The sequence below is a fragment of the Serratia montpellierensis genome (assembly GCF_020858655.1).
GTDB classification, from domain to species: Bacteria; Pseudomonadota; Gammaproteobacteria; order Enterobacterales; family Enterobacteriaceae; genus Serratia; species Serratia montpellierensis.
This window is the reverse complement of sequence record NZ_VOSN01000005.1, coordinates 107,951-127,512: the sequence shown is the minus strand read 5'-3', so window position 1 is coordinate 127,512 and position 19,562 is coordinate 107,951. Positions and strand designations below refer to the sequence as shown.

The 19,562-nt window shown below is 59.5% G+C and carries 20 protein-coding genes, 1 tRNA gene and 1 pseudogene; 6 read left to right on the top strand and 16 right to left on the bottom strand.

Annotated elements, in window-relative coordinates:
* Positions 1 to 41: 41 nt before the first annotated feature.
* From FUU19_RS06030 to FUU19_RS06015, 4 genes are all read right to left on the bottom strand, one after another.
* On the bottom strand, positions 42 to 842 hold the full coding sequence (locus tag FUU19_RS06030) for a DNA/RNA non-specific endonuclease (RefSeq protein WP_015377376.1): 801 nt from the start codon (positions 840 to 842) through the stop codon (positions 42 to 44).
* Positions 843 to 1,028: 186 nt separating this feature from the next.
* A complete protein-coding gene (locus tag FUU19_RS06025) occupies positions 1,029 to 1,343 on the bottom strand; it encodes a hypothetical protein (protein ID WP_016928271.1) in 315 nt (104 codons plus the stop codon).
* Between the two features lie 236 nt (positions 1,344 to 1,579).
* Positions 1,580 to 2,179, bottom strand: a complete 600-nt coding sequence (wrbA, locus tag FUU19_RS06020) for an NAD(P)H:quinone oxidoreductase (RefSeq protein WP_141969672.1) — start codon at positions 2,177 to 2,179, stop codon at positions 1,580 to 1,582.
* A gap of 78 nt (positions 2,180 to 2,257) precedes the next feature.
* Positions 2,258 to 2,875 carry a LysE family translocator gene (locus FUU19_RS06015; RefSeq protein WP_141969670.1) on the bottom strand — a complete coding sequence of 206 codons (618 nt, stop codon included), beginning with the start codon at positions 2,873 to 2,875 and terminating at the stop codon, positions 2,258 to 2,260.
* 68 nt (positions 2,876 to 2,943) lie between these two features.
* Between FUU19_RS06015 and FUU19_RS06010 the strand changes: the two genes are divergently transcribed.
* Positions 2,944 to 3,867: a LysR family transcriptional regulator gene (locus FUU19_RS06010; protein ID WP_230490309.1), complete on the top strand. Its 924-nt coding sequence runs from the start codon at positions 2,944 to 2,946 to the stop codon at positions 3,865 to 3,867.
* On the opposite strand, the gene FUU19_RS06005 is transcribed toward FUU19_RS06010, so the two are convergent.
* Positions 3,851 to 4,321: a helix-turn-helix domain-containing protein gene (locus tag FUU19_RS06005; protein WP_147823343.1), complete on the bottom strand. Its 471-nt coding sequence runs from the start codon at positions 4,319 to 4,321 to the stop codon at positions 3,851 to 3,853. The two genes, FUU19_RS06010 and FUU19_RS06005, sit on opposite strands and share 17 nt — an antisense overlap.
* A gap of 117 nt (positions 4,322 to 4,438) precedes the next feature.
* Positions 4,439 to 5,014, bottom strand: coding sequence for a helix-turn-helix domain-containing protein (locus FUU19_RS06000; RefSeq protein WP_141969664.1), 576 nt, complete (start codon positions 5,012 to 5,014; stop codon positions 4,439 to 4,441).
* Between the two features lie 67 nt (positions 5,015 to 5,081).
* Here FUU19_RS06000 and FUU19_RS05995 point away from each other — a divergent pair, with 67 nt between their 5' ends.
* Positions 5,082 to 6,005, top strand: a complete 924-nt coding sequence (locus FUU19_RS05995) for a DMT family transporter (protein WP_015377382.1) — start codon at positions 5,082 to 5,084, stop codon at positions 6,003 to 6,005.
* 51 nt (positions 6,006 to 6,056) lie between these two features.
* Here FUU19_RS05995 and cycA read toward each other — a convergent pair whose 3' ends face one another.
* Positions 6,057 to 7,457: a D-serine/D-alanine/glycine transporter gene (gene cycA / locus FUU19_RS05990; protein ID WP_107227744.1), complete on the bottom strand. Its 1,401-nt coding sequence runs from the start codon at positions 7,455 to 7,457 to the stop codon at positions 6,057 to 6,059.
* A gap of 349 nt (positions 7,458 to 7,806) precedes the next feature.
* On the opposite strand from cycA, the gene FUU19_RS05985 reads away from it, so the two are divergent.
* Positions 7,807 to 7,882, top strand: a tRNA-Lys gene (locus FUU19_RS05985).
* A gap of 220 nt (positions 7,883 to 8,102) precedes the next feature.
* Here the strand turns inward: FUU19_RS05985 and FUU19_RS05980 are convergent.
* Both FUU19_RS05980 and FUU19_RS05975 read right to left on the bottom strand, forming a co-directional pair.
* Complete coding sequence (locus FUU19_RS05980) at positions 8,103 to 8,606, bottom strand: DedA family protein (protein WP_197832772.1); 504 nt, start codon at positions 8,604 to 8,606, stop codon at positions 8,103 to 8,105.
* Between the two features lie 74 nt (positions 8,607 to 8,680).
* Positions 8,681 to 9,918: pseudogene (locus tag FUU19_RS05975) on the bottom strand (MFS transporter).
* A 459-nt stretch (positions 9,919 to 10,377) separates the two neighbouring features.
* Between FUU19_RS05975 and FUU19_RS05970 the strand changes: the two are divergent.
* On the top strand, positions 10,378 to 10,680 hold the full coding sequence (locus FUU19_RS05970; RefSeq protein WP_141969657.1) for a putative quinol monooxygenase: 303 nt from the start codon (positions 10,378 to 10,380) through the stop codon (positions 10,678 to 10,680).
* Between the two features lie 128 nt (positions 10,681 to 10,808).
* Here the strand turns inward: FUU19_RS05970 and FUU19_RS05965 are convergent, their stop codons facing one another.
* The 7 genes from FUU19_RS05965 to FUU19_RS05935 all read right to left on the bottom strand — a co-directional run bounded on the left by FUU19_RS05965 (position 10,809) and on the right by FUU19_RS05935 (position 17,882).
* On the bottom strand, positions 10,809 to 11,351 hold the full coding sequence (locus FUU19_RS05965; RefSeq protein ID WP_141969655.1) for a hypothetical protein: 543 nt from the start codon (positions 11,349 to 11,351) through the stop codon (positions 10,809 to 10,811).
* Positions 11,335 to 11,901, bottom strand: coding sequence for a GNAT family N-acetyltransferase (locus tag FUU19_RS05960; RefSeq protein ID WP_141969653.1), 567 nt, complete (start codon positions 11,899 to 11,901; stop codon positions 11,335 to 11,337). The genes FUU19_RS05965 and FUU19_RS05960 overlap by 17 nt, the downstream gene beginning before the upstream one ends.
* Positions 11,902 to 12,023: 122 nt before the next feature.
* Positions 12,024 to 12,743 (bottom strand): enoyl-CoA hydratase-related protein, encoded by a 720-nt coding sequence (locus tag FUU19_RS05955; RefSeq protein ID WP_230490310.1) that lies wholly within the window; start codon positions 12,741 to 12,743, stop codon positions 12,024 to 12,026.
* Complete coding sequence (locus FUU19_RS05950; RefSeq protein ID WP_141969650.1) at positions 12,736 to 13,908, bottom strand: MFS transporter; 1,173 nt, start codon at positions 13,906 to 13,908, stop codon at positions 12,736 to 12,738. Before FUU19_RS05950 ends, FUU19_RS05955 begins: the two co-directional genes overlap by 8 nt.
* Complete coding sequence (gene hemA, locus FUU19_RS05945) at positions 13,905 to 15,116, bottom strand: 5-aminolevulinate synthase (protein WP_230490311.1); 1,212 nt, start codon at positions 15,114 to 15,116, stop codon at positions 13,905 to 13,907. The genes FUU19_RS05950 and hemA overlap by 4 nt, the downstream gene beginning before the upstream one ends.
* A 15-nt stretch (positions 15,117 to 15,131) precedes the next feature.
* Positions 15,132 to 16,343, bottom strand: coding sequence for an acetyl-CoA C-acyltransferase (locus FUU19_RS05940; RefSeq protein WP_202669290.1), 1,212 nt, complete (start codon positions 16,341 to 16,343; stop codon positions 15,132 to 15,134).
* A gap of 9 nt (positions 16,344 to 16,352) precedes the next feature.
* Positions 16,353 to 17,882, bottom strand: a complete 1,530-nt coding sequence (locus FUU19_RS05935; RefSeq protein WP_230490312.1) for a 3-hydroxyacyl-CoA dehydrogenase NAD-binding domain-containing protein — start codon at positions 17,880 to 17,882, stop codon at positions 16,353 to 16,355.
* A 335-nt stretch (positions 17,883 to 18,217) separates the two neighbouring features.
* Between FUU19_RS05935 and FUU19_RS05930 the strand changes: the two genes are divergently transcribed.
* Together FUU19_RS05930 and FUU19_RS05925 are read left to right on the top strand one after the other, a co-directional pair.
* Complete coding sequence (locus FUU19_RS05930) at positions 18,218 to 18,934, top strand: LuxR family transcriptional regulator (RefSeq protein ID WP_141969642.1); 717 nt, start codon at positions 18,218 to 18,220, stop codon at positions 18,932 to 18,934.
* Between the two features lie 179 nt (positions 18,935 to 19,113).
* Positions 19,114 to 19,542, top strand: a complete 429-nt coding sequence (locus FUU19_RS05925; protein WP_025302347.1) for a universal stress protein — start codon at positions 19,114 to 19,116, stop codon at positions 19,540 to 19,542.
* Positions 19,543 to 19,562: the final 20 nt, after the last annotated feature.

Below are 19,562 nucleotides of genomic sequence, written 5' to 3'. Positions count from 1 at the left end.
CGCCCGTATGAAAAATAAACCCGCCTCGGCGGGTTTTTTCGTCAGTTTTTGCAGCCCATCAACTCCGGCAGGACGCCGGGCTTGCTCTTCAGCGAAGCCTGCACGTCGTCCGGCAGACCGGCCCAGATGATCAGGCCGGTACGCTTCTCGATCTCGTCCACCGTCACGCGGAACTGGCAGAAATCGGCGCCCTTCGGCGTGTTCTGATCGAACAGGAAGGCGGCATAGTGGTTCACCGCCGGGCTGTTGTTGATGAAAATCACCTTCCAGTAGGCGCTGGGGATGGTGTGCGCTTTCTGGGTGCCCGGCAGTTTGCCCATATCGCGTTCATACAGTGGCCCGGTCACGGTATAGACCGAGGAGATATCGGCGCGATCGATCAGCTTGCGTTCCTGATCTTCCAGCCGCGCCCAGGCGCCCTGGTTAAGATCGGACTTTTGCGGCGTGATGTTGGACAGGTAGTTCAGCGATTCCCAGTCGGAAACGCCCGCCAGCGAAGCCAGCGGCGCCTGATGACCGCGATCGACCTTCAGCGCCGCATTGGCGCCGGTGTAATCGGCGGGCGCTAACGTGTCCGCCGGGTTGAGCGCCGGATCGGTTTTCCAGTTGCGCGTCTTGCCGCTGGCCGGCGTGTCTTTGGTGATGTGATAGGCCACCCAGTTGGCGAACTTGGTGGTGCTGTTGTTGTTCAACGTATAAGCATGACGCACGATAGACACGTTGCTGCTGCCGCCGGTCGGGCAGCCGACCGCGCAGTTGTCGATGGATTCGAGCGTGTCGGCCGACGCCTGAGCGGCGAACAGCAGGGCGGCCAGGGCCAACATCTTGTTGTTAAAGCGCATATTCATATCCTCAATAAGTTAAAAAATACTGTATATATTTACAGTGAATTAAACTTATCGCAGTGAAACGAATACAACAATGCAACATATTCATGTTGTGAATGTGTCAGTCATGGTACAGCCAAGCCGTACGTGAAATACGGCAGAAATGAAAACGGCGTCCAACAGACGCCGTTTCAAAGGGGGTTATTCCAGCAGGTCGTTGACCGTGCGGCGCACATAGTGCGTCATTTGCGCCAGATCGTCCGGCGACACCGGGCCGCCGCCGGCGCGCACCACCTGTTGTTCGATCTGGGCGATCTCTTGCTCGACCTTGTTGGCGATCTGCACTTTGACTATCTTGTCCACCGAAGACAGCAGCACCTTCAATACCACTTTCAGCGCGATGTTCTCGCAGAACGAGTCGTAGTGATGAACCGGCGGCGGCGGGGCCGGAGCCGGCTCGGGCGCGCGCGGAGCCAGAGCCTTGAAGCTGTCTACATTTTCAATAATAAGATCCATGTCTCTTATTAGTTCATCAAAATCTTTAGACACTGACTTATTCCCTTCGCTGTGCGCAAAAAACAGAACGCCCGTCCTCGGGCTGAAAGCGGATGAGCGACGGGCAGAACGAATTCGGGCCTGGCCTTCAGACGCTGAATGGCCGGGGGAGGGGCATTCTAACCTTGCGGCGGGTTGGCAACAAGATGGGGCCGTGCGAATGCGCGGCCCTTTGAATCACAGGTGCAGGAGGGTGCTTAACTTTTCAGCTTGGCGGTGATTTTTGCCACGTGTTCGCCCTGGTAGCGGGCAATGGTCAGCTCTTCGTTACTCGGCTGCCGCGAGCCGTCGGCGCCGGCGATGGTGGTGGCGCCATACGGGGTGCCGCCGCGCACCTGCGAAACGTCAAACAGTTCCTGCGTGGCATAGCCGATCGGCACGATAATGAAACCGTGGTGCGCCAGCGTAGTCCAGGTCGAGCTGATGGTATGTTCCTGTCCGCCGCCGGTGCCGGTGGAGGAGAAGACGCTGCCAACCTTGCCGTACAACGCGCCGGAAGCCCACAGGCCGCCGGTCTGATCGAGGAAGGTGCGCATCTGCCCGGCCATATTGCCGAAGCGGGTCGGTGTGCCGAAGATAATGCCGTCATAGTCCGCCAGTTCCTGCGGGCTGGCGACCGGCGCCTGCTGATGTTGTTTGCCTCCGGCTTTGGCAAAGGCCTCCGGCGTCATGGTTTCCGGCACGCGTTTAATCGTCACGTCCACGCCGTTAACCCGATTTGCGCCTTCGGCCACCGCCTGCGCCAGGTGTTCGATATGGCCGTACATTGAGTAATAAAGCACCAACACTTTCGTCATGTTCCGTACTCCCGCTCAGATGATTCACAAAAACCCTTGATAAGCATAGAAGCGAATGACGAACTTGGCGTCGCGGCGTTACTTGATGCCGGCGATCGCCAGCAAGGCGCCAAAGGCGATCAGCAACCCGCCAAAGGTGCGGTCGATGCCGCGGCGCAAGCGCAAAAAGCGCGCATTGACGCCAGGCGCGGAAAACAGCAGCGCAACGGCAGCGAACCAGAACACATGGACGGCGGCAATAAAGAGGCCATAGCCGATTTGTACACCGAGCGGGGTGTGTGGAGAGACGACCTGCATGAATAGGCTGACGATGAAAATGGTGGTTTTCGGGTTTAACGCGTTGGTGAAAAAGCCGGTTTTCAGTGCGCCGAAATCGCTGATGGCGGCCGGCGCGGTGCTGGGCGCGGCGTCCTGGTGCACCGCGTTGCGCAGCAGCGTAAAGCCGAGATAGATCAGATAAGCGGCGCCGATGCCTTTGAGCAGGTTAAACAACCAGGGCGACTGTTGGATCAACACGCCGACGCCAATCAGCGTATAGCTGACATGGACCAGTACGCCGGCGCCGATGCCGCAGGCGGTCAAGATGCCGGCGCGGCGTGAGAGCAGCAGGCTATTGCGCGAGACCATGGCGAAGTCTGGCCCCGGGCTTATCACGGCGAGTAAAGTAATGGTGACGACAGCGATGAGTTCAGTCATAGTAATCCTTGCGATGTTTATCAATAGAGTGACTGATTTATAAGAGTAATTTTTATCGGTGACAAACGATGAATAGTGACAATATCGGTGAGAAAAACTCACGCAAAACCGGCAGGCCGTTGCCACTGGGCGGGCTGCGCTGCTTCGAGGCCGCTGCGCGGCTGGAAAGTTTTACGCAGGCGGCACAGGGGCTGAATTTGACGCATGGCGCCGTCAGCCGGGCGGTGCGGGCGTTGGAGGAGGAACTGGGCGTGGCGTTGTTTGAGCGCCGTCATCGGCGAGTTCTGCTCACGGCGGCGGGGCGCAAGCTGTTTCAGGCGACGCAGCAGGCCTTCGGCATTTTGGATCATACCGTGCTGGAACTGCGTCAGCAGGCGCTCGACGCGCCGCTGGTCTTGTCTTGTGAACCGACCTTATTGATGCGTTGGCTGATCCCGCGCCTGCCGGCTTTTCAACAGGCGCACCCGGATATCAACTTACAGCTGGTGGCCGGCGGCGGGCCGTTTTCGTTCCATGACGGCATAACGGCGGCGATCAGGCGCAATGACTTCGATTGGGGAAAGCAGGTGCATAGCCTGGCGCTGTTCAGTGAAAAGGTTGGGCCGGTGTGCCAACCTGCGGCATTGGCAAGGATGACGATCGCTGAGGGCAGCCTGCGGAGTTTGCGGCCCGGCGCGAAGCTGCTGCATGCCGCCACCCGGCCGGATGCCTGGTGGCATTGGGCGCAGCAACAGGGGATGGCCTTGGTGGGGCATCCAGAGCAGCGCTTTGATCATTTCTATTTCAGCCTGCAGGCGGCGGTCGCCGGTCTTGGCATCGCGATGGCCCCGTGGCTGCAAGTGCGAGACGATCTGGCCGCCGGCTTGTTGAGCGCACCCTTTGGCTTTACGCCTGACGGCAGCGGTTATTACCTGCTGTCGCCGCAGGCGATCGTGCCGGGCAGCGCGCTGGCCCGGCTGGCCGAGTGGTTGAGGCTCACGGCAGACGCCTGAGTTTTTGCGCCAGCCGCTGTTCCTGCCAGCGGCTGAAGACATTGCGCAGCAGCAGGGTACGCACCGCCCGCATGACCAGCGCGAGACTCATGCCGCCGATCGCCCACAGCGACCAGAGATATTGCGGGTGGGTAAACCAGTTGATGACGAACAACATCACGCCAATCACGGCGAAACGCAGCGCCATGCTCAGCAGTTTGCCTTCTGCCGCGACCTGGCGACGAAGGCGCTGTTCGTCAGGCGTCTCTTCCTCCATTGCCTGTTGCGGCTGCGCATTGAGATCGCTGACCTGCACGCCCAGCGCGGCAGCGATCGCGGTCAAGGTTTCCAGGCTGGCCTGTTCACCGTTTTCAATCCGCTGGACGGTGCGGGTGCTGAGGCCGGCGATCGTCGCCAGCTGCTCCTGCGACCAGCCTTTTTCCAGACGTAATGGCCTGATGCGGTACTTTTGCATGGTGCACTCCTGAGTTCGCTGTCACTGTCATTCAGTGTAGGGCGAGCGGGATGGCGGCGCCACGACAGCGGCACGACAGCGACACGACATCCGCCGCCGGTGCGGGTCGGCGGGCGGTCAGAAGGCGACGTTGCGGATAAAACGCAGGGGCAGGTCGCCGTGGTTGGCGTAAGCGTAGCGTTGATCGCTGTTGAAGGTTTGCGCGGCGCCGGCGCTGAGCGTCAGCGTATCTTGTTCCAGCTCCAGCGTCAGGGTACCGGCAATCACGTAGATCATTTCGCTCCAGCCTTCGGCGTCCGGCGCAGAGTCATAGCGCTCGCCCGGCATCAGCGTCCATTCCCACAGCTCAGCCCGCTGCCGCGCCGGCACGCTGGCGGCGAACAGCGCCTGGCTGCCCGGCTGCGCGCCTTGCCAGGCCAATTCCCCGACCATATGGCTGCCGCGCGCCTCCGGCGCCTGGATCAGATCGGTGAAGGAAATCGCCAGGGCGGCGGCGATCTTGTCGAGCACCGCCAGGCTGACGTTGCGATCGCCGGCCTCGATGCCCGCCAGCATGCGGCGGCTGACGCCGGAAAGCTCGGCCAGCGCCATCTGGCTCAGGCCCGCCTGTTGGCGGTAGCCGCGCAGATTGCTGCTCAGGTACTGCAGCACCTTGGGGGGATCGGTTTTTGCGTTATGCGCCGTATTGCTCATCGCCGGACTTTATCTCATACTGGCAGGATCTGTGCATTATATTGCACTCAGCAGGAAGGGCAAGCCGGTGTCAGCAGCAAAAAAATCCTTTATTTCCGCCGTGGTTCCGCAAATCAGGCTGCCGGAAGCGGTGTTGATTTTCATCACCATGATCTGGGGCGGCACCTTTTTGGCGGTGCATCACGCGATGCAGGTCAGCGGGCCGTTCTTTTTCGTCGGCCTGCGTTTCGCCACCGCCACGCTGGCGCTGACCCTGTTTTCGCTGCGCGTCCTGCGCGGCTTGACCCTGTATGAACTGAAGGCGGGCGTGCTGATCGGGTTGGCGATTATGTTCGGTTACAGCATGCAAACCGTCGGTCTGCAGACGATTACCAGCAGCCAATCGGCGTTTATCACCGCCATGTACGTGCCGATCGTGCCACTGTTGCAGTGGCTGGTGCTGGGGCGGTTCCCCGGCATCATGTCGTGGATCGGCATTCTGTTGGCCTTTACCGGCCTGATGCTGCTGGCGGCGCCGAGCAGCACCGACATGACGCTGAGCCTCGGCGAAATTCTGACGCTGGCCGGTACCCTGGGGATGGCGGCAGAGATCATTCTGATCGGCGCTTTCGCCGGTAAGGTGAATATCCGCCGGGTGACCATCGTGCAACTGGCGACCGCCTCGCTGGCTTCGTTTTTGATGATGGCGCCGACCGGCGAGTCGCCGCCGCCGTACTCGGATTACCTGCTGTACAGCGCCATTGGGCTGGGGCTGGCCAGCGCTTTGATTCAGCTGACCATGAACTGGGCGCAGCGCAGCGTTTCGCCGACGCGGGCCACGGTGATTTACGCCGGCGAACCGGTCTGGGCGGGCATCGTCGGGCGGTTGGCCGGCGAGCGTTTACCGGGCGTGGCGTTATTGGGGGGCGCGTTGATCGTGATTGGGGTGGTGGTCAGCGAGCTGCGCGTGCGGCGCAAGGATAAAGCGGCGGTGGCGACGGAAGCGGATTAGCGCAGGGGCTTAGAAAGAAGAAAGGGGCGGAGATATCCGCCCCTTTTTGCATCATGCTGTTTTCTTCTTGCGCAGGAACACGTAAGACAGGCCGAGCACGATGAACCACAGCGGGGTGACGATCAGCGCCTGGCGGGTATCTTCGCGCAGCGACAGCAGCACCAGCACGAACACGAAGAACGCCATGCACACCCAGCACATCAGTTTGCCGGCCGGCATCTTGTAGATTGATTTCTGGTGCAGCGCCGGACGCTGTTTACGGTAGACCAGGTACGAGCACAGGATGATGGTCCAGACGAACATGAACAGAATCGCCGACACGGTGGTCACCAGGGTGAAGACGGTCATCACATTCGGGATCAGGTAAATCAGCACCACACCGCCCAGCAGGCAGATGCAGGAGAAGGTGAGGCCGTTGGCCGGCACCGCGCGCTTGGACAGATTGGCGAACGATTTTGGCGCGTCGCCTTCCTGCGCCAGCCCGAACAGCATACGGCTGGTGGAGAACACGCCGCTGTTGGCGGAAGAGGCGGCGGAGGTCAGCACCACGAAGTTGATCACGCTGGCCGCGGCCGGCAGGCCGATCAGCACGAACAGTTCCACGAACGGGCTCTTGTCCGCCACCACGGAGTTCCACGGCGTCACCGACATAATGACGATCAGGGCGAACACGTAGAACATGATGATGCGGATCGGAATCGAGTTGATGGCGCGCGGCAGCGACTTCTCCGGATCCTTGGTTTCCGCCGCGGTGGTGCCCACCAGCTCAATGCCGACGAAGGCGAATACCGCGATCTGGAAGCCGGCGAAGAAGCCGCTGATGCCTTTCGGGAACATGCCGCCGTCATTCCACAGATGGGTGAATGAGGCCACGGTGCCGGTCGGCGACTGGAACTGCATGGCGATCATCACCAGCCCGGCGACGATCAGCCCGACGATGGCGACGATTTTGATCATCGCAAACCAAAACTCCATTTCGCCGAACATCTTCACCGTCGCCAGGTTAAGGCCGAGCAGCAACAGCACGCACAGCAGTGAAGCGATCCATTGCGACAGCCCGGGGAACCAGAACTGGGCATAGGCGGTGATCGCCACGACGTCGGCGATGCCGGTGACCACCCAGCAGAACCAGTAGGTCCAACCGGTGAAGAAACCGGCCCACGGGCCGAGCAGATCCGCGGCGAAATCGCTGAACGATTTGTATTCCAGGTTGGACAGCAGCAGCTCGCCCATGGCGCGCATCACGAAGAACAGCATAAAGCCGATGATCATGTACACGAAGATGATCGACGGGCCGGCCAGGCTGATGGTTTTACCGGAGCCCATAAACAGACCGGTGCCGATGGCGCCACCGATGGCGATCAGTTGAATATGTCGGTTAGTGAGGTTTCGCCGTAGATGATCTTCTGAGGCGGGCGTCGCGTCAGTCGCTATTTTAGAGTGATCTACCATCTGATGATGTCCTGTTTTACCTGTCATTAGTGAAGTCGTGAGCTCTGAAGTGGCTCTTTTTTATACATTTATCCGGTTGGTCCGGCTTTAGTAAGGTAGTGCAATAACGCCACCTTTGTGCAACATGTTTACAACATTTATACGTGGGATAAAAGTCGATCAATCTTTACACGGAGGAGGCAAATCGGACGTTCAGGGAGCGGAAGATTACTCTTCAAAGGGAGGGATTAACAGACCTTATGCGGCTTATCTCGTTGATTAAACAAAGGGTTGTAAAAATCGCATGAGAAAAAGTAATGAGTGGAAGCGTTTGACAGCGGCACTGGCGAGGAGGACAATTTATCGCGTTGGGTCGTTAGCTCAGTCGGTAGAGCAGTTGACTCTTAATCAATTGGTCACAGGTTCGAACCCTGTACGACCCACCAACCAAATCAGCGTGTTACGCACAGACTTTTCTCTGCTTGTTCCCTCATGGCGCCGTTTTAAGCGCGCATTCTGCAAAAAAATTCGCATTTTTCGACTGATGTTCAGAAAGGTGATCTGGCGCAAACTGCGATGTTGCACCGGAGTTTATACGGCAAGGGAGGCTGTGCGCTGGCGCAACGTCGGCGTAGGGGCAGGTCATTTGCCCAAGAATCTTTCAGGTCAAGATACGGGGAATAAATGCGCGGCCGACATCAAGAGCAGTGCCCAAACGGCGGCTGAAAGCGCGGCGGTGGCATAAACGTGTCGCGTCGGCAGTTGCAGCATGCCGGCCATCAGCGGCACGGTGTAACGCATCACTGCCAGGAAACGCGAGGCGAACAGCAGCGGCAGCCCGCGCTTTTGCAAGGAACGTTGCGCGTTGCGCAGCGGGGCGTGAAAGCGTGCCGGCAGCCGGCGGCCCAGATCGCGGCGGCATAGCAGTGCGCCACAGTGGAACGACAAGATTGATCCCAACGCGGCGCCGAAGGCGATGGCCGCCCAAATCGCGCCGAGGGGCAGCGCATGTTTGCCCGCAAGAATGCCCATCAGCAGCGTCACCGAGGCGGGCGGTAGGACGGAAGACACCACGATCACGGATTTTCCCAGCGCGAACAGGAAAATCAGCAGCAGCAACATCTCCGGTTCCGGGCTGTATTTAGCGATAATGTGCGTCAATTCATCCATTTAGCACCTGTGGGTGAGGGGGCTGAATGCCAGTGTCCCACCCGCAGGTTCAATAATGACTAAATAATGCGCCGCTATCCGGTAATCTTTGCGTCTTGCTTGCTCACGTCGGTGCGCCGGTTTCTGAGCGCCCACAACAGCGCCGCGCACAGCAGCGAAAAGGCGGCCAGTACCAGCGGCCCGGCATGCGGGCTGTGAAAACGCTGTTCCGCCTCGGTGCGGATAAGCGGAGCTAAAAAGCTGAATGCGGCGCCGAGCGTGGTGCAAAAGCCGATGCCGGCCGCCAGCGCCGGGCCGGTAAGCAGCTGCGCGGGAAACGTCCAGAAAATGGCTGTACCGCCAGGAAACTGACTGCGCAACAGCTCAGTGCGGCGATAGCGAGCAAAGGGCCGGCATAGGAAGAAACCACCAACCCCAGCGCTGCCGCGATCATGCAGCCGATGGCGATCGGTAATCTTCTGGCGGTTTTTTTGTCGGCATAGCGCGGCAGGAAATAGACGCCCAGCGCGGAGAATGCCCAGGGAATGGCGGCCACCAGCGAGGCTTTGAAGCCAAGATGGGTGCCCATCAACGAGGCGACCTGCGACGGCAGGAAAAACATCAGGCCGTACACGCCGATCTGCAGAGTGCCGTAGATCAACGCCAGATGCCAAACTTTGCCGCTTTTCATCGCCGCTTTGACGCTGCTGGTTTCGGTCTGCTGCTGTTCGGTGGCCAACTGTGCGACCAGCGCCGTGCGTTCGTCCTCAGTCAGAAAGCGGGCATGCTGCGGGCTATCGTCGAGATAGAAAAAGGCGAAGACGCCGAGGGCGACGGCCGGCAACCCTTCCAGCACGAACATCCAGAACCAACCGGGTTTACCCAGCACGCCGTGCATCTCCAGCAATGCCCCCGACAGCGGGGAGCCGAGCGTCAGGGCCGCCGGCACGCCGAGCACGAAAATGCCAATGACCGAGGCGCGCACCTTATTGGGAAAATAGATCGACGCCAGCAGCAGGATGCCGGGGTAAAACCCGGCTTCGGCGATCCCCAGCAGAAACCGCAGGGCGATAAACTGCTGTTCGTTGGTCACCAGCCCGGTGCAGGCCGACAGCATCCCCCACAGTGCGGTGGTGGCGCTGAGCCAGCGTTTGGCACCCCAGCGGTTCATCAGCAGGTTGGCCGGGATGCCGAACAGTGCATAGGCGGCAAAAAATATCCCGGCGCCGAGCGCAAAAGCGGATTGGGACAGCGCGATATCGATGGCCATCGCGTCCTTGGCAAAGCCGACGTTAACCCTGTCGATAAACGCGACAAAGTACATAGCGAACATCAATGGCACCAGTCTGCGCCAGGTTTTGCGAATGGCGGCGTTGAGTGCAGGAGCGGCATAGGTGGAGTGATTCACTGGCGTTAACCTCTCTTCTGAGAATGACAAGCGTCGGTCACAGGACCGTCCTGATGCCGTTGTCCTCAACACGACGGTAACCACGGTTTTTCTTCGCGACCTTTAAAGGTCTAAAGGACTAATGGTCAGGCCTTTAAAGGTGAAAAAAAACGCCGCCTATCGGGTCGGCAGGTGAGTGCAGATATCACCATGGTGAATGGCGTGTTGCTTTTTTGTTAATCGAAAGTTCACACAGGGCTATGGCGCGTTCAAGCGCTTTGATCGAGATCTGTGTGCGCTATCACCGAATTGAGAGTCCGGTGATAGACCGCGAGAGTGACGCTTTCATCTCGGGAGGGAGGACGATAAGGTGAGGCACGGCAAAACAGAATGCAGGAGCGCAACATGCTGAAGGTCATCGCTGAAGATTTTATTCACCCGGAACACATTGAAACCGTTATGCCATGGTATCGCGAGCTGGTGGAGAAAACCCGTCAAGAGCCGCTGTGCATCAGTTATGAACTGTGCATCGACCAGCAGGACCCCGGGCATTTTATTTTTATCGAAAGCTGGCCGGATCGCGCCGCCCTGGATGTGCATTGTCAGACCGAGCATTTCACCCGGCTGGTGCCGCAGATCAACCACTATCAGCGCAAGCCTTGTACCTTCCTGTTTATGCAGGTATTTCCCGGTTTGAACGCTGACTAGATGAAAAAAGCCCCGCAGGGGGGCGGGGCTAATGGCTTCTCAATGCATCTTGTAATGGTTAATAAATAACCTTATTGCTTGAGGCATGCTCTGAGAATGCTCCTAAACGCATTCACTAAATGAATGTATTAGGTGGGGGCTTCGCTGGCGGTTTTGATGGCGTGCAACATACGGCGCCGTATCAACCCGCTCACCAGGCGAATAGTATACCAATAGGGAATAAACCGCCGCCGGCTGGCATCGTCGGGGCAAAAGATGCGCGTTTCCGTCACCAGACGACAGCGCCCGCCCTCGAGAGGACTCACAACATAGCCCAGCGCGAGTTTGGCGACGCCGGGCTGAGCGAAGGCCAGAAAGCCCGCCCCGTCAGCGACCTGCTCCAGACCGTATTCAGCCTGCCAAAATCGGCCGATCAGGCCATAGACTAACGCGTTGTCATCTTGCTCAAGCAGGCAAAAGTTATGCAGGCCAAACGGCGGCTGGCCGGGCTTATCGCGTGGCATCAGTCGCGCGGGCAATTCGCGCAGCGCTATCATGCTGCGGAAGAAGCGATCGTGTTTGGGATCGTAAGCGGCCACGGCCGCCAGGATCCGAGCCTGCGGTGCGGCGATGGCGATCGCATGCCGTTCCGAGAACTGGTATTGCCCAAGGTATTTATTCAACAGCGCCATGTTTTTCATTCTCCCGCCATTCGCTTTGCAGCAAGGCGAAACCGAATTCGTCGCCCCATGCGCCTTTGAAAAACACGTTTTGCCGCCAGCAGGCCTCACGACGAAAGCCCAGCTTGCCAAACAGCGCGGCGGCGCGAAGATTACGCGCGTCCACCACCGCGGTAATGCGGTGTTTCGCCAGCGGCCCGAACAGCAAGGCGATGACGGCGATCAGCGCCTCGCGTGCCTGTCCCTGTCGCTGATGAGCGGGATCGAAAGTCACGCCCAGTTCAGCCTGACGCCCCTCATCGAAGAAATGCACCGCGACATCGCCCAGCAACGCACCGTCCTCACGGCGCTCGACCGCCAGTTGAAACCAGCTGTCATCACGGTTGAACGCGAGCTGCCGTTGCTGTTCGAAAAAGGCCTGCGCATCGGCGGCGCTGTAGTCGCTCCAGCTTTGATAGCGCGCCACGTCTGGGTGGTTTCGGTAGGCGGTAAAGTGGGACAGATCGCTGGCCGTGAATGGGCGCAGGATCAGTCTGGGGGTCTGCAGAGGCAAAGGGCGCATTGTTTTTCCTTATCAGCGCATTAGGGCTACCGGCAGTGTAGCCCAGCGCCGAGAGGCGGGCTGCGTAAAATGAGCTGTGGCGGAAAAGCGGAAATGCCGGTTCAGGCGAACCGGCAGGGGGATTATCGGCGGGCGGCAGCCTGACGAAGGCGCTCGACCGGGCCTTGTTGAAAATCGAATGAGGGGGCTTCTTGCCGTGCCAGCCCCTGGCGCACGATGGCCTTAACCGCTTGGCTGGCAGCAAGGTCTTTTCCGGCGATCTGTTCGGCGATGCGCAGTGCTTCTTCCCGGGCCGATCCCGCGCTGATGCGGGAAATGGCGCCGTGTGACAGTGCCTCCTGCGCATCCACGGTTCTGCCGGTCAGCAGCCAGTCGAGCGCGACATAGGGAGAAATCCGCGCCGGCAAGCGCGCGCATCCGCCTTGCGCGGCGACTAACCCAAGCCCGGTTTCGGGGAAGCTGAAGCGTGCGCCCTGGCCGGCGACGATCAGATCGCACGCCAGCGCCAGCTCAAATCCGCCCCCGTACGCGATGCCATCAACGGCGGCGATGATCACCTTGGCGATCTGTGCATGGATCAGCCCGCCAAACCCCTCCGGCGTGACGATCGGCAGTTCGCCCTGACGAAAGGCGTTGATATCCATACCGGCGGAAAATACCGCCGGTTGGCCCGCCAGGACGATCGCGCGCACCGAGTCATCGTTATCCGCCTGTCGCAGGTAGGTGCGGATCAGCTCGGCCATCTGCAGATTGACGGCGTTCTTTTTTTCCGGCCGATTGAGGGTGATGACCGCAACCTGCTCGCCGTGGCGCTCATAAAGCACCGGGAGGGCGTCACTCATTGTTGGCCTCTCCCCGGAAAAACAGCAGCGTCAGCAGCAGGGCGATGGCGCCGAGCGGCAGCGAAAACAGCGGCAGGTAATGGGCCGGCAACGCATAGAGCGACAGGCCGCCCAGCATGCCGCCGGCCGCGATGCCGGCGTACAGCACCGAGCTGTTGAGCGACACTGTCAGCGCGCCAAAGCGTTTCGACAGCGACAACAAGTGATGTTGGATCGGCACCAGGTACATCCAACCGGTGATGCCCCAGACCAGAAAGATGGCCAGCACCCACCAGGGTGAGGTGACGTAAAAGGCCAGCAGGAACAGGGACAGCGTCTGGATCGCCACGGAAAACAGCAGCACGAACTTGCTGCCGAAGGCATCGGTTAGCGCGCCGGAGGCAAAATTGCCGATCACCGCGCCAATGCCGAACACCAGCAGCGCGAGGGGCAGGATCGCCTGCGGGCCGAACTGGGTGTTTTTCAGCAATACGCTGACGTAGCTATACACGATGTGTTCCGAGCAAACGGCAAAAAAGGTGATCAGCAGCGTAGTCAGCACCGCCTTTTGCCGCAGCGGAGCGAGCCGCTCTTTCAGCGAATGCTTGCCCGGTGGCGCAATGGCGCGCAGCGCCAGCGAAAGGCCCAGCAGCGCAATCGCTCCCAGCAGGGCGATGAACAGAAAGATTTCACGCCAGCCGATCAGTTTGGCGAGAAAGGTACCAAACGGAATGCCGAGCGCAATAGCCAACGTCATACCGCCATAGACGATGGAAATGGCCAGGCCGCGACGCTTTTCCGCCACCAGCCCCACCGCAGCGGCGGCGGCCTGTGGCGTGTAACAGGCCGCCCCCAATGCCGCCAGCACTCTGCCAAACGAGATCTGCAGGTAGCTGGTGGCCCAGGCGCAGGCCAGGTTGCCGGCGATGAACAGCACCAACGCCAACTGCAGGATATGCTTGCGGTTGACGTTACCCAGCAGCCAGGCGGTGAGGGGGGCGAACAGCATATAAGCCAGCGCGAATACCGATATCAACTGCCCCGCTTGCGCGGGGCTGACGGCAAAGGTGTCGGAAATGTCGCTGAGCACGCCGGCGACGATAAAGGCGTCGGTGCCGATGGCGAACGTACCGGTCGCCATCAGACAAAGCGTGACCAGATGGCCGTTATAATCCGCTAACTTCATCCCGCCCTCCGCAGATCGTTCGCTGCCCATACCCGTCCCAGCGCCGCCAGGAACGTCTCTACGTCGGCATGAGAATGCGCCGAGGTTGGTGTCACCCGCAGCCGCTCGCTGCCTGCGGGCACCGTTGGTGCATTGACCGGCTGTACGTAGATATCATGCTCATCGAGCAGCACCTGGCTGATGTGTTTGTTGCGATGGGGATCGCCGACCCGCAGCGGCAGGATATGGCTGTCGGCCGACACCAGCGGGATGCCGGCGGCGCGCAGGCCAGTTTTCAGGTGATCGACGATCGCCAGCAGATGCTTGCGCTGGGTGTCATGCTCTAGGTTGTATTTAAAACTGGCCAGCGCGGCGGCCACCACCGGCGCCGGTGACGAGGTGCTGAAGACGAATGCCGGAGCCCAACTGCGCACCGCCTCTACCACCGAGCGGGGCGCGGCGATATAGCCGCCCGCCGCACCGTAAGACTTGCCGAACCCGCCCTGAATAATGGTGATTTTATCCAGTAGGCCCAGCTGTTCGGCGTAGCCCAGCCCCCGTTCGCCATAGACGCCGGCGGAGTGGATCTCGTCGAGATAGGTCAGCGCCTGATACTGCTCCGCCAGCGCCACGATCTGCGCCAGCGGAGCGAAGTCACCGTCCATGGAATACAGCGACTCGAAAGCGATCAGCTTTGGCCGCGCCGGATCGGCGGCCTGCAGCAGCTCGGCGAGGTGTGCCACATCGTTGTGGCGGAAGATCTTTTTCTCCGCCTTGCTGTAGCGGATACCGTAAATCATCGAGGCGTGATTCAGCTCGTCGGAGAACACGATCAGATCGGGAATGGCGTCGCACAGGGTGGATAAGGTGGCGTCGTTGGCGCCGAAACCGGTGGTGAACAGCAGCGCCGACTCTTTGCCGTAGGCGCTGGCCAGCAGCGTTTCCAGCTCGCTGTGGTAGACCGAGGTGCCGGAAATGCTGCGGGCGCCGCAGGTGCCCAGCCCGACCCGGTTAACCGCGTCGGTGGTGGCCAGCAGTACTTTGGGGTGGTGGCTCATCGCCAGATAGTCATTCGAGCACCAGACGTTGAGACGGCGCTCGCCTTGCTGCCCGTGGTGGGTGGCCCAGGGTTTGTCCTGCACGCCGCGCTCAAGGTTGAGGAACTCGCGAAAACGTCCCTGTTTTTTGGTTTCCGCCAGCTTTTCTTCAAGAATGTTCAGTACGCTCATCGCATATTCCTTGTGTTAAACGGCTTTAAGGTTTAATGACAGGCCCTGACCGACGCCGACGCACATTGTCACCAATGCGTTGCTTGCCTGCCGATCGCGTAATTCCAGCGCCGCCGACAGCACCAGGCGCGCGCCGGACATCCCCAATGGATGACCGAGCGCGATGGCGCCGCCGTTCGGGTTGACACGTGCGTCGTTGGCGTCGATGCGCCAGTGTTTCAGCGCTGCCAGAACCTGTGAGGCGAACGCTTCGTTAATCTCGATGATGTCGAAGTCGTTCAAGGTGAACCCGCCACGCTGCAACAGGCGCTCGGTGGAGGCGATCGGCCCCAGCCCCATCAGCGCCGGTTCAACCCCGGCGGCCGCGCTGTCGCCGATCTCCGCCAGCGGTTGCCACCCCTGGCGTTTTACGTAGCGACCGGAAGCCAATAGCAGCGCGGCGGCGCCGTCGTTGATGCCGGAAGCGTTGCCCGCCGTGACCGAGCCGCCGGCGGAGAACGCCGGTTTCAGCGCCTGTAACTGTTGCAGCGTGCTGAGCCGGGGAAACTCGTCCTGGGCGAATGTGCGGGTCGTTTTACGATCCGCCGGCACGTCTACGGGCGTGATTTCCCGCGCCAGCCGGCCGCTGTCGATCGCCCGGCGAGTCTTTTGCTGCGAGGCCAGCGCGAACAGATCCTGTTCCTCGCGTGAGATATGTTGCCGTTGGGCCACGTTTTCCGCCGTGATGCCGAGCGGATCGCTGCCGTAGCGCTCCGCCAGCCGCGGGTTGACAAAGCGCCATCCCAGCGTGGTGTCGTACAGCTTCACGCCTTTGTCGAACGGCGTTTCGCTCTTGCTCAGCACATAGGGCGCGCGGCTCATGCTTTCCACGCCGCCGGCCAGAATCAGTTCGCTGAGGCCGCTGCGGATTTTCGCCGCGGCGTAGATCACCGCATCCAGCCCGGAGGCGCAAAGGCGGTTGAGGGTGATGGCCGGCACCGACGGATCCAACCCGGAAAGCAGCGTTGCCATGCGGGCGACGTTGCGGTTGTCCTCGCCGGCCTGGTTGGCGCAGCCTAAAACCACTTCGTCCAGATTCGCTTCCGCCGCCGGATGGCGCTGCAGCAGACTGCGAATGATCGTCGCCGCCATGTCGTCGGGGCGGGTATGCGCCAGGCTGCCGCCATAGGCGCCGATCGCCGTGCGCGTGCCGTCGATCAGATAAACGCCGTCATCGTTAATGTTCATCGTGGATCCTTAAGGCGTGCTCGTCAGCGCCGGTTGCGCGGCGTGCAGAAGGGTATAATGCGGCGCATAGCGCGCCGCGTGCAGCAGCTGGGCCAGATTGCTCAGCGTCGTCCTGACGTTTTTCTCCCCCAGGCTATCGAGCCAGTCGAAAATGCCGCCGGCGTAGTTAACGCCCGCGACGGCGGCGACATCGATGTCTTCCCGGCTGCAGACGCCGCTTTCCACCATGATCACCGACTCGTTGATCAGGCTGCTGAGGACGCGAGCGACGATCAGCGCCGGGGAGTCTTTGATAAATTCAACCTGTGGGATTGCCGTGTGCAGCAGGCGTAAAAACAGCGCCTTATTGGTCGCCGAGGCGTGGCGGCTGTGCGCCGCCACCAGATACGCCGTGTCGGCGTAGTTCAGGGCGATATCGACCACAAAAGCGTCAGCCGTCGTCTGCTCGGCTAACTGGCTCGCCGTGCGGCCATCGGTGATGCTGACGGTGAATGCGTCATTGATCTGGACGGCCGGCCCCAGGCCCGGTAAGGCCGGCCGTTGTTCCACGCGTAGCCGTGGCCACTGAAGCGTGGCCCGCTGTTGCAACAGGGTAAAAAAAGGGTGTTCACCGCAGACGCGCAGCGTCTCGACGTCTGCATCGATGGCAGCCGCCACCGGCGGGGCGGTTTCTTCGGCAGCAAAGTAGGAGCGGCCGTTCTTTTTCCCCAACAGACCGGCATCGACCAGCGAACGCTGCAGATGCCCGGGGGTATAACGCGGGTCGTATTGCATGTCCTGCCAGATTTGCCGGCTGACCTGATAGTTGATGTCCTGGCCGATAAAATCGGTCAGCTCGAGCGGCCCCATGCGAAAGTGCCCGCCGGCCTTGAGGGCGCGGTCGATTTGCGGCGCGCGCGCCACGTGTTCTTCCAACAGGCGGAACCCTTCCAGGTAATAGGGGCGGGCCATGCGGTTGACGATAAACCCCGGTGTGGCCTGGCAGACGACATCGCGTTTCCCCAACGTGGCCACCAGTTGACGGCAACGTTCGGTGGTGGCGTGTGCGGTAAAGTAGGCCGGGATGATCTCAATCAGTTTCATCAGCGGTGCGGGGTTGAAAAAGTGCAAACCGATAAACCGCTCGCTGTGCGTCACCGCCGTTGCCAGCTTGTTAAGCGACAGTGAGGAGGTATTGGTGGCGATCAACGTGTCGGGCTTGACCACCGCGGCGATGGCCGCCAGCACTTCAAGTTTGGTTTGCTCTTGCTCGGCGATGGTTTCTATCACCAGCTCGCTGTCGGCAATGGCCTCAAACACCGAGGTGAACGCCAGATTGGCCAGCACCGCGCCTTTATTCTGCGGCGCGATCTTGCCCTGTTCGACTTTTTTGTTCAGGTCTTGCGCGATATAGTCGCGAGCCTGATTGAGGGTATTGCCGTTGCGATTATAAAGCACCGTGCGAATGCCTTTTTGCGCGAAAAGATAAGCGATGCCTCTGCCCATCGTTCCCGCGCCGATAATCGCAGCCGACTGAATTGCCGCATTACTTTCTGCCATAGAAAATCCCCGTCACTGTATGCCATGCGAAATTCGCAAATGCTTATTATCTCTTTGGATTTACGGCGGCACTGAGTGCCTGTGAGGAAAGTAATTGGCGGTGTCCTGGCTGTCTAACGGTAGAAATGACAGGTTTACGTGCCGAGGAGATTATGCTATTCGCGTAGTTTTACTGTTCGGCGCAATAAAAAGGCTTATTTTAAGGGGAATAGCTATTTTCGTTATAACGTTGGTATTTTTTATTATATGAAACGGTTACTGGCCCCGGGCGACGATATTCTATAGTGAGTCTGACCTATCGATAAATTGGCATCGCTATCTGGAGAACCTGCGTTATGGATACCCGCACTCAACGGCTCATGGCGGAGGTGATTGGCAGCCTGGCCGATCGCGAATGCTTTCTGACGCAGCTGGGGCCCTGCGCTGAGGCGCTGGGGTTTGATTATTTCTCCTACATCGTGTTTTCCTGTTATCCGGCCAGCCGCCCTAAAATGCTGATCGAAGGGAATTGTTCCGTGAACTATCTCGAGGATTATCGGCGGCAGCGGGTGTATTTGCAGGATCCGGTTATTGAGCGCGCTCACCATTCCACGCTGCAGTTTCAGTGGGACGAAAGCTTTTATCACGAGCGGCCGACGCTTTGGCGGCGTATGGCGCAATTCGGCCTGTGCGCCGGTTGGTCGCAGTCGGTCAAGGATTGCTATGGCCGCCTCGGGATCCTGACGTTTGCCGGGAAAGCGCTGCCCGAGCAAACGCTGCAAGCGCGCGCGGCAAATGAAACCTTTTTCCTTTGGCTGGCGCAAACCGCCCATAAAACGCTGCGTGAAGCCTTGATATCGGTGAATGACGACGCGATAAAAGATGTGCTGACGCTGCGCGAAAAAGACATCTTACGCTGGTGCAGCGAAGGGAAAACGGCGGAAGAGATCGCGCTGTTGATGGGAGTGAGCGAGCGCACGGTCAATTTCCATATCGGCAACTCGATTAAAAAACTTTCTGTCGCTAATAAGACCGCCGCTACCGCCAAAGCGGTTTATTTGCAGCTGATTTAATCTCGAGTATTAAATAATTAATCGCCTATCCGTTAGCGGCGCGATGTTTATATTTTGTTAAATTAAGAATTGTCCTTACCAGTATTTACCCCCGATCACAAAAGCGTGATAAAGCGATTCACCGCGCCCGTGCGCGGCAGTACTCTGTGGGCACCTGGTTTACATAGAAAGGACGTGATATGTACAAGACTATTTTGGTGCCGATCGATATTGAAGAGGATCTGTTGACCGAGCATGCGCTGAAGCATGTGGAATACTTAGCGAAGATGTCCGGCGCTAAAGTGCATTTCTTCCATGCGCTGCCGGATGCTTCGGCTTTTGTTACTGCCTATTCGTTCGGTCTCAAGGAATTTGAGAATCAGGCGGAAGTGAAGGCGGTGGATAAACTGAAGAAAATCATGTCGGAAATCGATCTGCCGTTGGATCGCCTCAATTACACCGTCAGCTTCGGTTCTGCACGCGATCAGGTGCTGGAACTGGCGGAAGAGATCGACGCCGATCTGATCATTATCGGTTCGCGCCGCCCGAGCGTGAAGACCTATCTACTGGGGTCTAACGCTGCCGCTATCGTTCGCCATGCCAATATTTCGGTGATGGTAGTCAGATAATCCGTCTTAAACCCTCGTTT